Below are 13,115 nucleotides of genomic sequence, written 5' to 3' on the forward strand. Positions count from 1 at the left end.
ATCCGAGAGTGAGGCCCCGCCGTGACCCCCCGTTTCCTGCTCATGACCCGCCTCCCCGAGCCCGGGCTCGGGATGCTGCGCGCGGCCGGAGAGGTGGTGGACGGCGCCGACGTCGGAGGGGACGCCGCGCTCGCGCGGCTGGTGGCCTCGGGGGACTACGACGTCGTCGTCGCGGCCCTGGACCAGAAGTTCACCGCCGACGTGCTCGCCGACGCGCGGATCAGGGGCATCGCCAACTACGCGGTCGGCTACAACAACGTGGACGTGGCCGCCGCGACGCGGCGGGGGATCGCCGTCGGCAACACCCCGGACGTGCTCACGGACGCCACCGCGGACATCGCGATGCTCCTGATCCTCGGGGTGACCCGCCGTGCCCCCGAGGGCGAGCGGATGGTGCGCGAGGGACGCTTCCACGGCTGGGCGCCGGACCTGCTCGTGGGCCGGGACGTGCGTGGCGCGACCCTGGGCCTGGCCGGTTTCGGGCGGATCGGCAAGGCGGTGGCCGAGCGTGCGCTCGCCTTCGGCATGGAGGTCGTGTTCGCGCCGCGGCCGCCCGCGCACCGGGAGGTCGCGGCCGCGGAGCTCGGCGACCTCGCCGGCCGCGTCCGTCAGGTCCGCTGGGAGGAGCTCGTCGAGGTCGCGGACGTCCTGTCCCTCCACGTGCCCCTGACGGACGACACCCATCACCTCGTGGATGCGGACGTGATCGCGAAGATGAAGGACGACGCCGTCCTCGTCAACACGGCCCGGGGGCCCGTGGTGGACGAGGCGGCCCTCGTCACCGCCCTGCGCGAGGGGCGGCTCTTCGGCGCCGGTCTGGACGTCTACGAGGACGAGCCCGCCCTCGCCCCGGGCCTGGCCGAGCTGGAGAACGTGATGCTCCTGCCGCATCTGGGCTCCGCCACCCGGGACACCCGCGCCGCGATGGCCGAGCTGGCCGCGCGCAACGCGATCGCCATGGCCACGGGCGCGGAGGTCCCGGCCCTCGTCAACCCCGAGGTGCGCGGCTGACCGGCGGGGCGCCGTCGGTAGACTCGGGAACCGTGACCACCGAGAACTCCGCCTCCGCCGCCGTCGACCACCACGATCAGCAGGCCGTCCGCGCCGCCAAGCGTGAGCAGCTGCTCGCCTCGGGCCGCGAGGCCTACCCCGTGCAGGTGCCGCGCACCCACGCGCTGGCCGAGGTGCGTGAGCGGTTCGACGGCCACGAGCCTGACTGGGCCTCGGGCGAGACCGTGTCGGTGACCGGGCGCGTCGTCTTCCTCCGCAACACCGGCAAGCTCTGCTTCGCCACCCTGCAGGAGTCCGGCGCGGACGGGGAGGCCGTCCGCCTCCAGGTCATGGTGTCCCTGGCCGCCGTCGGTGAGGAGTCCCTGGCCGACTGGAAGAAGGTCGTGGACCTGGGCGACTTCCTCTCCGTCACCGGCGAGGTGATCGTCTCGCGCCGCGGCGAGCTGTCCATCATGGCCTCGGCGTGGGAGATGGCCTCCAAGGCGCTGCGCCCCCTGCCCGTGCTGCACGCGGACCTGAACGAGGAGACCCGCGTCCGCCAGCGCTACGCGGACCTGATCGTGCGCGAGGAGGCCCGCCGCATGGTCTACACCCGGGCCAAGGTCACCTCGGCGGTGCGGCGCACCCTCGAGGGCCACGGCTACGTGGAGGTGGAGACCCCGATGCTCCAGCTGGTCCACGGCGGCGCCCTCGCACGTCCCTTCGAGACGCACCTCAACGCGTTCGACCAGCCGATGACCCTGCGCATCGCCACCGAGCTGTACCTCAAGCGCGCCGTCGTCGGCGGCATCGACCGCGTGTTCGAGATCGGCCGCGTGTTCCGCAACGAGGGCGTGGACTCGACCCACTCGCCCGAGTTCACCACCCTCGAGTCCTATGAGGCGTGGGCGGACATGCACGTCATGGCCGAGCGCATGCAGGAGATCATCCTCAACGCCGCGGACGCGGTGGGCGCCGGGCGTCGGCTCGAGACCGCGAAGGGCGTCATCGACCTCGACGGCGAGTGGGCCTGGGTCGCCGTGTACCCGGGGCTGTCCGAGGCCGTGGGCCGCGAGATCACCCCGGACACGGACGCCGAGACGCTGCGGGCGATCGCCGCGGAGCACGAGGTCAAGGTGGACCCCGCGTGGGACGCGGAGAAGCTCGTGATCGAGCTGTTCGGCGAGATCGTGGAGCCCACCCTGATGAACCCCACGTTCGTGTACGACTACCCGCCGGCCGCCCAGCCGCTCGCGCGCCCGCACCGCTCGAAGGACCGGGTCATCGAGGCCTGGGACCTGATCATCGGCGGCATGGAGCGCGGCACCGCGTTCTCCGAGCTGATCGACCCCGTCATCCAGCGCGAGCGCCTGACCGCCCAGTCGGCGATGGCGGCCGCCGGCGACGACGAGGCCATGCAGCTGGACGAGGACTTCCTGCGCGCCCTCGAGTACGGCGCCCCGCCCATGGGCGGCATCGGCCTGGGCATCGACCGCCTGGTGATGCTGTTCACGGACGCCGGCATCCGCGAGACCATCCTCTTCCCGCTGCTCAAGCCGGAGGCCTGACATGGCCGACTTCTGGGACTACTTCTCCGTCCTCGCCCCCTCGATCGGCCTCGGGCTCATCTTCTGGCTGGTGATGCGCTCCCTGCTGCGTTCGGACACGGGCGAGCGCGAGAGTCAGGCCCGCCGGCTCTCGGGCGCGGACGCGCGGGCGGCCCGCGAGGAGGCCGAGGCCCGTGAGTGGGCGGCCCGACGCCGAGCCGAGGGAGGGCCGGAGGCCGATCCGGAGGACCGCGCCCGCTGAGATTCCTTCCCCGGCGTTGAAGAATCCTTCTGCCCGGCTTTGTTGCGGTATTCTTGAATCACCACAAGTGCACGGCCGGAATCGTGAGCACGCGGGAAAGAACCCCGAGAGCGAAGACCGGAACCCAGGGACACGCGCACGAGAGAAGAAAGTGGGAATCACCGTTGGCACAGAAGGTAGAAGTGGTCCTCGTGGATGATCTTGACGGTTCGCCTGCAGATGAGACCGTGAACTTCGCATTGGACGGTCGCAATTACGAGATCGACCTGTCGAAGGAGCACGCTGCGGAACTCCGTGAGTTCCTGAAGCCCTACATGAAGAAGGGCCGCGCCGTGGCGCCGCCGTCGCCCAAGGTCGAGGCCGCCCAGATCCGCAAGTGGGCGGCCGAGAACGGCTACGAGGTCTCGAGCCGGGGCCGTCTGCACCGCGACGTGGTGGAGGCCTACCGCAACGCGAAGCGCAAGTGAGCGCCCCGCCCGGGTGCGTCGAGGAATCGGCGTCCCCGGGCCTCGTTCCGGCCCCTCCCGACGACGGCCGGGCCGCTTCTCCCGCTGGCGAACAGTCGCGCGGCACGCGGCCCGGGTGCGTAGTCTCGACCACGACCGTACGCAAGGAGTGTGCCCATGTTCGAGAGATTCACCGACCGCGCCCGGCGGGTGGTCGTGCTCGCCCAGGAAGAGGCGCGCATGCTCAACCACAGCTACATCGGCACCGAGCACATCCTGCTCGGTCTGATCCACGAGGGTGAGGGCGTCGCAGCCAAGGCACTGGAGTCCATGGACATCTCCCTGGGCGCCGTGCGAGAGAAGGTGCAGGAGGACATCGGCCAGGGTCAGCAGAACCCGCCCGGCCACATCCCCTTCACGCCGCGCGCCAAGAAGGTGCTCGAGCTGTCCCTGCGCGAGGCGCTGCAGCTCGGCCACAACTACATCGGCACCGAGCACATCCTGCTCGGCCTGATCCGCGAGGGCGAGGGCGTGGCCGCCCAGGTGCTCGTGCAGCTCGGCGCGGACCTGAACCGCGTCCGTCAGACGGTCATCCAGCTGCTCTCCGGCTACCAGGGCGGCGCCCAGGGCGGCAAGGAGACCGCCGGCGCCGGGGTGGGCCAGGGCGGCGAGGCCGGCCAGAACGCCGGCTCCGTGGTGCTGGACCAGTTCGGACGCAACCTCACCGCGGCCGCGCACGACGGCAAGCTGGATCCCGTCATCGGGCGTGCGGGCGAGATGGAGCGCGTCATGCAGGTGCTCTCCCGCCGCACCAAGAACAACCCCGTGCTCATCGGCGAGCCCGGCGTCGGCAAGACCGCCGTCGTCGAGGGCCTGGCCCAGGCGATCGACCGCGGTGACGTCCCGGAGACGCTCAGGGACAAGCAGCTCTACTCGCTGGACCTCGGCTCCCTCGTGGCCGGCTCCCGCTACCGCGGCGACTTCGAGGAGCGCCTGAAGAAGGTGCTCAAGGAGATCCGCACGCGCGGGGACATCATCCTGTTCATCGACGAGATCCACACCCTCGTCGGGGCGGGTGCGGCCGAGGGCGCGATCGACGCCGCCAGCATCCTCAAGCCGATGCTGGCCCGCGGTGAGCTGCAGACCATCGGCGCCACCACGCTGGACGAGTACCGCAAGCACATCGAGAAGGACGCCGCGCTCGAGCGCCGCTTCCAGCCGATCCAGGTCGCCGAGCCGTCCGTCGAGGACGCCACGGAGATCCTGCGCGGCCTGCGGGACCGCTACGAGGCGCACCACAAGGTCTCCATCACCGACGGCGCGCTCAAGGCCGCCGCCGGCCTGGCGGACCGCTACGTCTCCGACCGGCACCTGCCGGACAAGGCCATCGACCTGATCGACGAGGCCGGTGCGCGTCTGCGCATCCGTCGCATGACCGTGCCGCCGGAGATCAAGGCCTACGAGTCCCGGATCGCGGAGGTGCGCACCCAGAAGGAGGCCGCCATCGATGGCCAGGACTTCGAGGGCGCCGCCCGCCTGCGGGACCAGGAGCAGCAGCTCGAGGACGAGCGCCGCGAGAAGGAGCAGGCGTGGCGCACCGGCGCCGACGCCGACGTCGCCACGGTGGACGAGGACCTCATCGCCGAGGTGCTCTCCAAGTCCACCGGCATCCCGGTGTTCAAGCTCACCGAGGAGGAGACGGACCGCCTGCGCAACATGGAGGACGAGCTCCACCGTCGCGTGATCGGCCAGGACGAGGCCATCAAGTCCCTGTCCCGCGCCATCCGCCGCACCCGCGCGGGCCTGAAGGACCCGAACCGCCCCTCGGGGTCGTTCATCTTCGCCGGCCCCACCGGCGTCGGCAAGACGGAGCTGGCCAAGTCCCTCGCGGAGTTCCTCTTCGGGGACGAGGACGCGCTCATCACGCTGGACATGTCCGAGTTCCAGGAGAAGCACACCGTCTCGCGTCTGTTCGGCGCCCCTCCCGGCTACGTGGGCTATGAGGAGGGCGGCCAGCTCACCGAGAAGGTCCGCCGCCGTCCGTTCTCCGTGGTGCTGTTCGACGAGGTGGAGAAGGCCCATCAGGACCTCTTCAACTCCCTGCTGCAGATCCTCGAGGACGGTCGCCTGACCGACTCGCAGGGCCGTGTGGTGGACTTCAAGAACACCGTGATCATCATGACCACGAACCTCGGCACCCGGGACATCTCCAAGGGCGTCATGACCGGCTTCCAGTCGGCCACGGACACCACCACCGGGTACGAGCGGATGAAGGGCAAGGTCAAGGAGGAGCTGCGCCAGCACTTCCGCCCCGAGTTCCTCAACCGTGTGGACGACGTGATCGTGTTCCCGCAGCTGCAGAAGCACGAGATCGTGGAGATCGTGGACCTGTTCGTCTCCCGCCTCGGCAAGCGCCTGGCGGAGCAGGACCTGTCCATCGAGCTCACCCAGTCCGCCAAGGACCTGCTCGCGGACCGCGGCTACGATCCGGCCATGGGCGCCCGCCCGCTGCGCCGCACCATCCAGCAGATGGTGGAGGACCAGCTCTCGGAGAAGATCCTCTTCGGCGAGATCCCGGCCGGCTCCCTCATCACCGTGGACGCCACGGGCGAGGGGGAGGGCGCCGAGCTGACGTTCGCGTTCTCCGGCGGCCGGGAGGCCCTGGAGGGTGCGGAGCTGGCCGAGCTCGAGCCCGGTGCCGGCGATCCGGTGGACGCCGACCGCTCCGTGTGACCTGCGGGGTCTGACCCACGACGCCGGACCGCGCGTCCGGTGGCCACGGCCCGTCGCCCCTCCCCCTCGGGGAGGAGGCGGCGGGCCGTCGTCGTGCCCCCGCGGGGACGCCGGGGCCGAGGTCCGCGACACCGCCGCCGGCATCAAGGACGGCCTCGCGAAGGACCGCTGAACCGGCCCGCCTCCCCGCAGGCGCGAGAGGGGTTCCCTCGCGGCGGGATCGGTGCCACTGTGGTCTGTGACCGCTCGACGGTGGTCCTGTCTCCGCTTCGGCCCGGCACTCGCCGGGACGGCCGCGGAGCAGCCCCGAGAAGAAGGAGGCCGCCCATGGGTATCGGTGACCTGAACAACCTCGCAAACCAGCACTCGGACAAGATCGACGAGGCCGTGGACAACGCTCAGGAGCAGCACGGCGACAAGCTCGGCGAGCACGGCGACACCGTGAACAAGGGTGTCGACGGCGCGCGGGAGAAGTTCCTGTCCGGGGACGAGGGCGAGCAGCAGGCCTGAGCCTGCCGTCGACGCCGCGGGAGCCCCCGCCTGGTCCGCCGGGACGGGGGCTCCCGTCTGTCCGGGGTCGGGATGTCCGTGCCTAGACTGGACCCCATGCCTGCCGACCGCCCCCTCACCCTCCGCTCGGCGCGGACCCAGGACGTCCCGGTCATCCAGGCGCTCGTGGAGCCGCTGGCGCGGGAGCGCGTGCTGCTCCAGAAGGAGGCTGTGGCCTACTACGAGGCCATCCAGGAGTTCGTGGTCGCCGAGGAGGCGGATGGGACCCTGGCCGGCTTCGGCGCCCTCCACGTGATGTGGCAGGACATCGCCGAGGTCCGCACCCTCGCCGTCTCGGAGGCCCACCGGGGGGCCGGCGTCGGGCACCTGGTCATCGAGGAGCTGCTGGACCGTGCGCGGGCCGTGGGCGTCGAGCGGGTCTTCTGCCTGACCTTCGAGGTCGAGTTCTTCCGCCGGCACGGTTTCGAGGTGATGGCGGACCAGTCCGCCGTGGACCCGGAGGTCTACGCGGAACTGCTGCGCTCCACGGACGAGGGCGTCGCCGAGTTCCTGGACCTCGCCCGGGTCAAGCCGAACACGCTCGGCAACACGCGGATGATCCGCCGCCTCTGAGCCGCCGCACCGCGGGCCGCCCCGTGCCCCGGCGAGGTCAGGCCGGGAAGGTGAGGCCGCCGTCGTCGTCCCGGGCCAGCAGCCCGTCCGACACGAGCCCGGCGACGCACCGCGCCCACTGCGCGTCGTCGGGGCGGTGCGACCCGAGCCGCCCCCCGGCCACGACGACGGCGGGCACCTCCGCCTCGGCCACGCGACCGTGCTCGCGGACGGCGGCCATCACAGCCCCGCGCACCTGACGGTCCGTGCCGGCCCAGGCCTGGCCGCGCGGCACCTCCACCGGCGGCGGGGAGCCCGCCGCGACCCACGCGCACGTCTCCGCCAGGGGGCAGCGGTCGCAGGCGGGGGAGCGGGCGGTGCAGACGAGGGCCCCGAGCTCCATGACGGCCGCGTTCCACGCGTTGGCGCGGGTGGGGTCCTCGGGCATGAGGGCCTGGGCGCGGCGCATCTCGGCGCGGGTCAGCGACCTGCCGGGCAGGGCCTCACCCGCGACCGCGCGCGCGATCACCCGGCGCACGTTGGTGTCCACGACGGTCTCGGGGATGCCGAACGCGAAGCTCGCGACCGCCGCGGCCGTGTACTCGCCGATGCCGGGCAGGGCGCGCAGGGCGGCGGGGTCGGCCGGCACCCGGCCGTCGTGGCGCTCGACGACGGCCCGGGCGGCCTCCTGGAGGCGCAGGGCCCGGCGCGGGTAGCCGAGCCGGTCCCAGGCCGTGAGCACGTCTGCGGTGGGGGCGGCGGCCAGGTCCGCGGGGGTGGGCCAGCGCTCCAGCCACTCCCGCCAGCGGGGCAGCACCCTCACGACCGGTGTCTGCTGGAGCATGATCTCCGAGACGAGCACGCCCCACGGGGAGCAGTCCGGGCTGCGCCAGGGAAGGTCCCGGGCGTGGACGGCGAACCAGCCCAGCACCGCGTCGTGCAGGCGCGGCACGTCCACCGTGGGCGGGACGAGGGGGGCGGGCGCGGGCATGGCGTCCACTGTAGGGTGCGCCGCCGCCTACCCTGGATCGCATGCCGTCTCGTCCGACTTCCCCCGGGTCGAAGCCGTCCCCCGCCGTCTACCGCCGCCGGCGGCTCGTGGCCGCCCTGCTCGCCCTCGTGCTCCTGCTCCTGGTGGGGTGGGCCGTCGTGGCGCTCGTCCGCGCCGGGATCGGCGCCTTCTCCTCCGAGGACGCCGACCCCTCCGCCGCCCCGACGCCGGTGCACTCCCCGTCGCCCGCCCCGGCGACGGACGCCGAGTCCGGCTCCGCCTCGCCCACCGTGGCCCTCGAGGACGCGGCCGAGTGCCAGCCCTCGGACCTGCGGATCACCGCCTCCGCGGACCGGTCCGAGTACCAGCGGGGCGAGGAGGCCGAGCTGCGCCTGGGCATCACGAACCTCTCCTCGACCCCGTGCCGCACGGATGTGGGCACGGCCCGACAGGAGTTCAGGATCCGCACGGCCGAGGGCGACGACGTCTTCTCCACCCGCATCTGCCAGGCGGACCCCGCGGAGGCCCAGCGGGTGCTGTACCCGCACGAGGAGCTCACCGCCGTGTACCGCTGGTCCGGCCGTGCCTCGAGCCAGGACTGCGGCCGACTCGGCGCTCTCGCGGAGCCCGGGCCCCATCTGCTGACGGTCAGCCTCGGCGACGTCACCTCCCGCCCCGTGGCGCTGAAGATCCTCGAGGAGCTCGCCCCGGGGGCCCAGGACAGCAGCTCCTCGGCCACCCCCTCCTCGAGCGGCAGCACCTCCCCGTCGGGGTCCGCCTCAGCTCCGGCGTCCGCCTCAGCATCGGCGTCGGCTTCGCCGTCCGCGGCGCCGGCCACGACCACCGACCCGTCGCCGTCGCCGTCCCGCTGAGCCGGGCGCGTCGTCAGCGGCCGGGGCCAGCCTCCGGACGCGCGGCCGGGCCGCCGCCCGTCCACGTGGGGATCGTAGCGAGGGCCTCGCCGATCGAGCCGACCTCCGCCACCGTGAAGCCCGCCGGGACGTCCCCGAGCGGCTCGGGGGAGCGGGGGACCAGGGCGCGGGTGAAGCCCAGCCGCGCGGCCTCGCGCACCCGTCGCCCGATGCCGGGCACGGGGCGCACCTCCCCGGCCAGCCCGAGCTCGCCGACCGCGATCATCCCCTGCGGGACGGGGGCCGAGAGCTTCGCCGAGGCCACGGCGACGGCCACGGCCAGGTCCGAGGCGGGCTCCGAGAGTCGCACGCCGCCCACGGTGGCCACGTAGCAGTCGTCCTGGGCGAGGGCGAAACGGGCCCGGCGCTGGAGCACGGCCAGGAGCATGTTCACGCGCGCCGCGTCCACGCCGGAGACGGTGCGGCGCGGGCTGCCGCCGGCGGACGGGGTGAGCAGGGACTGCACCTCGGCCACGAGCGGGCGCCGGCCCTCGAGCGTCACCGTCACGCACGTGCCCTCGACCGGCTCCGAGACGCCCGAGAGGAACAGACCGGAGGGGTCGTCCAGGGACTCGATGCCGTCCTCCCGCAGATCGAAGCAGCCGACCTCGTCCGTGGGCCCGAAGCGGTTCTTCACCGCACGCACCAGGCGCAGCCGTGAGTGGCGGTCCCCCTCGAACTGGCAGACCACGTCCACGAGGTGCTCGAGCAGCCGCGGACCCGCGATGGTCCCGTCCTTCGTCACGTGGCCCACCAGGACCGTGGTGATCCCCTTCTCCTTGGCCGTGCGGATGAGGCTGGCCGCCACCTCGCGCACCTGGCTGACGCCCCCGGCGATCCCGTCCACCTCGGTGGACTGCAGGGTCTGCACGGAGTCTACGATCACCAGCTCCGGGTCCGTCCGCTCGATCTGCCCCAGCGCCCGACCCAGGTCCGTCTCCGCCGTCAAGCGCAGGGTGTCCGCGATCGCCCCGATCCGGTCTGCGCGGGAGCGCACCTGCGCCGCCGACTCCTCACCCGTCAGGTACAGCACCGAGCGCGGACCGCCGCCGCCCGCGCCGCGGGCCGTCTGGGCGGCCACGTCCAGCAGCAGCGTGGACTTGCCGATGCCCGGCTCGCCGGCCAGCAGGATCACCGCGCCCGGCACGAGGCCGCCGCCGAGCGCACGGTCCAGCTCGCGCACCCCCGTGGAGCGGAACGAGGCCAGCGTGGCGTCCACGTCCGCGATGCGCGGCGCGACCTCCGCGACCGTGGCCGCGCGCGTGCGGCCGGTGGTGGACGTCAGCCCGATCTCCTCGACCGTGCCCCACGACTGGCACTCCCCGCAGCGGCCGACCCACTTCACGGTGGTCCAGCCGCACTCGGTGCAGCGGTATCCGGGGGCGCGCTTCGGGGCGGTCTTGGTGGCCATGCGCCCACTCTAGGAGCCGGGGCGGACGCGTTAACCGGCCCGCGCACGGCCCCGCCGTCGACCGCCGGGGCCGCGCTCCGCCGTCGGGCTCAGACGCGGGGCAGGTAGGCCCGCGCCTCGTCGTGCTCGGCGCCCGTGGCCTCGATGAGGTCCACCATCATCGGCCGCAGCAGCATCACGAGCGCCTCGCCGTGCACGGACCCGCCGCCCAGCTGGTGCGGGTCCAGTGCGGACGCGGACGCCCCCAGGGCGTCCCGCGCCACGGACAGCGAACGGTGGCGGCCCTCGGCCTGCGGCTCCACGAGGGAGCGGTGCAGGATCTCGACGGCGTCCGCGGCGTCGTCGAACCAGGCGGCCAGGCGCTCGCGGTCGTCGTCGTCGAACACGCCCTCGTCCAGGACCGAGACCACCCGCCGGGCCACGATCCGCAGGGAGCGCACCGCCAGGTCCGAGCGATCCGCCGCGTTCACCGCGTCGTCCACGAAGGAGCGCGAGGAGCGGTGCAGCGGGTTGAACACGGTCTGCTCATGCGTGACGCGCAGCTCGTTGCGCAGCGCCTCCAGCGTGGTGTGCGTGCCGCGGCTGGCCACGAGCGCCATCCACGCGGTGCGGGAGTCGTCGTCCCGCAGGGCCCGGGAGAGGTCGCGCAGCACCGTGGCGATCGAGTTGTAGAGCCCACCCAGCTGACGCACCGCGGGGCGTCGCACGTCCTGGGGTGAGAGGAACGTGACGAGCAGGGCCAGGACGCCGCCCACGATCGCGTCCTGGCTGCGGACGAACGGCCCTCCCGCGCCGATGGGCAGGAGGACCACGAGGACGGACTGCAGGGACATCTGCATCGTGAACGTGGCGCCGGAGTCCAGGAACCGGGCCACCATCACGGACACGAACACGACCACCGAGGCCTGCCACAGGCCGCGGCCGAGCCCGACCATGAGCAGGTCCCCGATCAGGATGCCGACGGTGCAGCCGACGGCGACCTCGGCCACCTTGCGCAGCTTCGGCTCCCGTTGGAAGCCGAGGGCGATCAGCAGGGCGGTGGAGGCGAACAGGGGCTGCTGGTGGCCCAGGATGGTCTCCGCGAACCAATAGGCGCCCACCGCGCAGACCGCGACGAGGGCGGCCTGGCCCACGGAGGAGCGGACGCGGGACCAACCCGCACGGGCGCGCCGACGCAGGAAGCGGCCGAGGCGCTCCCCGCGGGTCTGGGGGTCGACCATCGGCACCGTGCCCGTGGCGGTGGCGAAGCGGTCCGTCATGCGGCCAGCCTAGTCCGACGCCGCGGAGCCCCCGCCGTGCGAGGCTCAACCAAGCATTGTGACCCACGGCACAGCTCATTCCTGCGAATGCCGCTCCCGTTCACCATCTGTTCACCCCGGCCGAGCACTCGATTCACCTCTGGACCGTACGGTCGAGTGCGGTGCAGAACCGGGCCAGCCGGACGCTCTGCCCTCACCGTCGTCATCCGATTGAAAGAGGCTCTTCGTGAAGGCTCTCCGCTTCGGCCGCTCCGCCGCCCTCCTGTCCGTGGCCGCCATCGCCCTGACCGCCTGCTCCTCCGCGGACAGCGGCAACGGCGGCTCCGATGCCTCCGGCTCCGCCGGCGGCGAGCAGGGCACCACCTCCGAGGTCCAGGGCAACCTGGTCGGCGCCGGCGCCTCCTCGCAGGAGGCGGCCATGACCGCCTGGACCCAGGGTGTCACCGAGACCGCTCCGAACCTGACCGTGCAGTACTCCCCGGACGGCTCCGGTGCCGGTCGTGAGAAGTTCCTCGCCGGTGCCACCTCCTTCGCCGGCTCCGACGCCGCCCTCAAGGAGGAGGAGGCTGAGTCCGCCAAGAAGAACTGCGGCGACGAGGGCGCGTTCCACGTGCCGGCCTACATCTCCCCGATCGCCGTGGCCTACAACCTGCCGGGCGTCGATGACGTCAAGATGGACGCCGAGACCATCGCCAAGGTGTTCTCCGGCGAGATCAAGAACTGGAACGACGAGGCCATCGCCGCGCAGAACGAGGGCGTCGAGCTGCCCGACACCCCGATCACCGTCGTGCACCGTTCCGACGACTCGGGCACCACCGAGAACTTCACCGCCTACCTCACCGAGGCCGCCGGCGATGCCTGGTCCTACGACGAGGTCGAGACCTGGCCGTCCGACATCACCGCCGAGTCCGCCCAGGGCACCAAGGGTGTCGTGGGCCTGGCCTCCCAGACCGAGGGCGCCATCACCTACGCCGACGCCTCCGCCGTGGGCGAGCTGGGCACCGTGTCCGTGAAGGTCGGCGAGGAGTACGTGAAGTACTCCGCCGAGGCCGCGGCCGCGACCGTCGAGAAGTCCGAGGCCAAGGAGGACGGCTCGATCGAGCTCGACCGCGCCACCGACGAGTCCGGCGTGTACCCCGTCGTGTTGGTCTCCTACCACATCTACTGCAACCAGTACGAGTCGCAGGAGACCGTGGACCAGGTCAAGGCCTTCGCCGAGTACGTCGTGTCCGAGGACGGTCAGAAGACCGCCGAGGAGTCCGCGGGCAACGCCCCGATCTCCGAGGACACCCGCAAGAAGGCCATGGAGCGCATCGAGGCCATCTCGGTCAAGGGCTGATGTCGCTTCTTGTCGGCTGACCCACCGCCGCTTCGGCCGCCGGGCCCCACGGGCCCGGCGGCTGAAGCCGCGTCAGGGCTCTCGTTCGTCGCGGCCCGTCCATCACCACGCACGTCGATCTGAGG

The 13,115-nt window shown here is 72.5% G+C and carries 12 protein-coding genes; 9 read left to right on the forward strand and 3 right to left on the reverse strand.

Annotation, left to right across the window (positions count from 1 at the left end; translation table 11 throughout):
* The first annotated feature begins 21 nt into the window (after positions 1-21).
* From G6R13_RS05290 to G6R13_RS05320, 7 genes are all read left to right on the forward strand, one after another.
* The gene (locus G6R13_RS05290) at positions 22-1,011 is read left to right on the forward strand and encodes a D-glycerate dehydrogenase (RefSeq protein WP_159833630.1); all 990 of its coding nucleotides are present in this window, start codon (positions 22-24) and stop codon (positions 1,009-1,011) included.
* 32 nt (positions 1,012-1,043) lie between these two features.
* Complete coding sequence (gene lysS, locus G6R13_RS05295; protein WP_123244186.1) at positions 1,044-2,558, forward strand: lysine--tRNA ligase; 1,515 nt, start codon at positions 1,044-1,046, stop codon at positions 2,556-2,558.
* Between the two features lies 1 nt (position 2,559).
* Positions 2,560-2,799 carry a hypothetical protein gene (locus G6R13_RS05300; RefSeq protein WP_002856071.1) on the forward strand — a complete coding sequence of 80 codons (240 nt, stop codon included), beginning with the start codon at positions 2,560-2,562 and terminating at the stop codon, positions 2,797-2,799.
* Positions 2,800-2,963: 164 nt separating this feature from the next.
* Complete coding sequence (locus tag G6R13_RS05305) at positions 2,964-3,266, forward strand: Lsr2 family protein (RefSeq protein ID WP_036314827.1); 303 nt, start codon at positions 2,964-2,966, stop codon at positions 3,264-3,266.
* Between the two features lie 156 nt (positions 3,267-3,422).
* Positions 3,423-5,978 carry an ATP-dependent Clp protease ATP-binding subunit gene (locus G6R13_RS05310; RefSeq protein ID WP_123244185.1) on the forward strand — a complete coding sequence of 852 codons (2,556 nt, stop codon included), beginning with the start codon at positions 3,423-3,425 and terminating at the stop codon, positions 5,976-5,978.
* A gap of 327 nt (positions 5,979-6,305) precedes the next feature.
* Complete coding sequence (locus G6R13_RS05315; RefSeq protein ID WP_163721162.1) at positions 6,306-6,488, forward strand: Rv0909 family putative TA system antitoxin; 183 nt, start codon at positions 6,306-6,308, stop codon at positions 6,486-6,488.
* A gap of 96 nt (positions 6,489-6,584) precedes the next feature.
* The gene (locus tag G6R13_RS05320; protein WP_049147791.1) at positions 6,585-7,100 is read left to right on the forward strand and encodes an amino-acid N-acetyltransferase; all 516 of its coding nucleotides are present in this window, start codon (positions 6,585-6,587) and stop codon (positions 7,098-7,100) included.
* Between the two features lie 37 nt (positions 7,101-7,137).
* Here the strand turns inward: G6R13_RS05320 and G6R13_RS05325 are convergent, their stop codons facing one another.
* Positions 7,138-8,070, reverse strand: a complete 933-nt coding sequence (locus G6R13_RS05325) for an A/G-specific adenine glycosylase (protein ID WP_186319459.1) — start codon at positions 8,068-8,070, stop codon at positions 7,138-7,140.
* Between the two features lie 41 nt (positions 8,071-8,111).
* On the opposite strand from G6R13_RS05325, the gene G6R13_RS05330 reads away from it, so the two are divergent.
* Entirely contained in the window at positions 8,112-8,942 is an 831-nt protein-coding gene (locus G6R13_RS05330) for a hypothetical protein (protein WP_123244183.1), read from the forward strand.
* 13 nt (positions 8,943-8,955) lie between these two features.
* Here the strand turns inward: G6R13_RS05330 and radA are convergent, their stop codons facing one another.
* Together radA and G6R13_RS05340 are read right to left on the reverse strand one after the other, a co-directional pair.
* Complete coding sequence (gene radA / locus G6R13_RS05335; RefSeq protein WP_123244182.1) at positions 8,956-10,392, reverse strand: DNA repair protein RadA; 1,437 nt, start codon at positions 10,390-10,392, stop codon at positions 8,956-8,958.
* 89 nt (positions 10,393-10,481) lie between these two features.
* Positions 10,482-11,651, reverse strand: a complete 1,170-nt coding sequence (locus tag G6R13_RS05340; protein WP_060974249.1) for an FUSC family protein — start codon at positions 11,649-11,651, stop codon at positions 10,482-10,484.
* A 226-nt stretch (positions 11,652-11,877) separates the two neighbouring features.
* Here G6R13_RS05340 and pstS point away from each other — a divergent pair, with 226 nt between their 5' ends.
* Positions 11,878-12,990 carry a phosphate ABC transporter substrate-binding protein PstS gene (gene pstS, locus G6R13_RS05345; RefSeq protein ID WP_060974250.1) on the forward strand — a complete coding sequence of 371 codons (1,113 nt, stop codon included), beginning with the start codon at positions 11,878-11,880 and terminating at the stop codon, positions 12,988-12,990.
* Positions 12,991-13,115: the final 125 nt, after the last annotated feature.

Source organism: Micrococcus sp. Alg238-R198, assembly GCF_900537135.1.
Classification (GTDB): domain Bacteria; phylum Actinomycetota; class Actinomycetes; order Actinomycetales; family Micrococcaceae; genus Micrococcus; species Micrococcus luteus.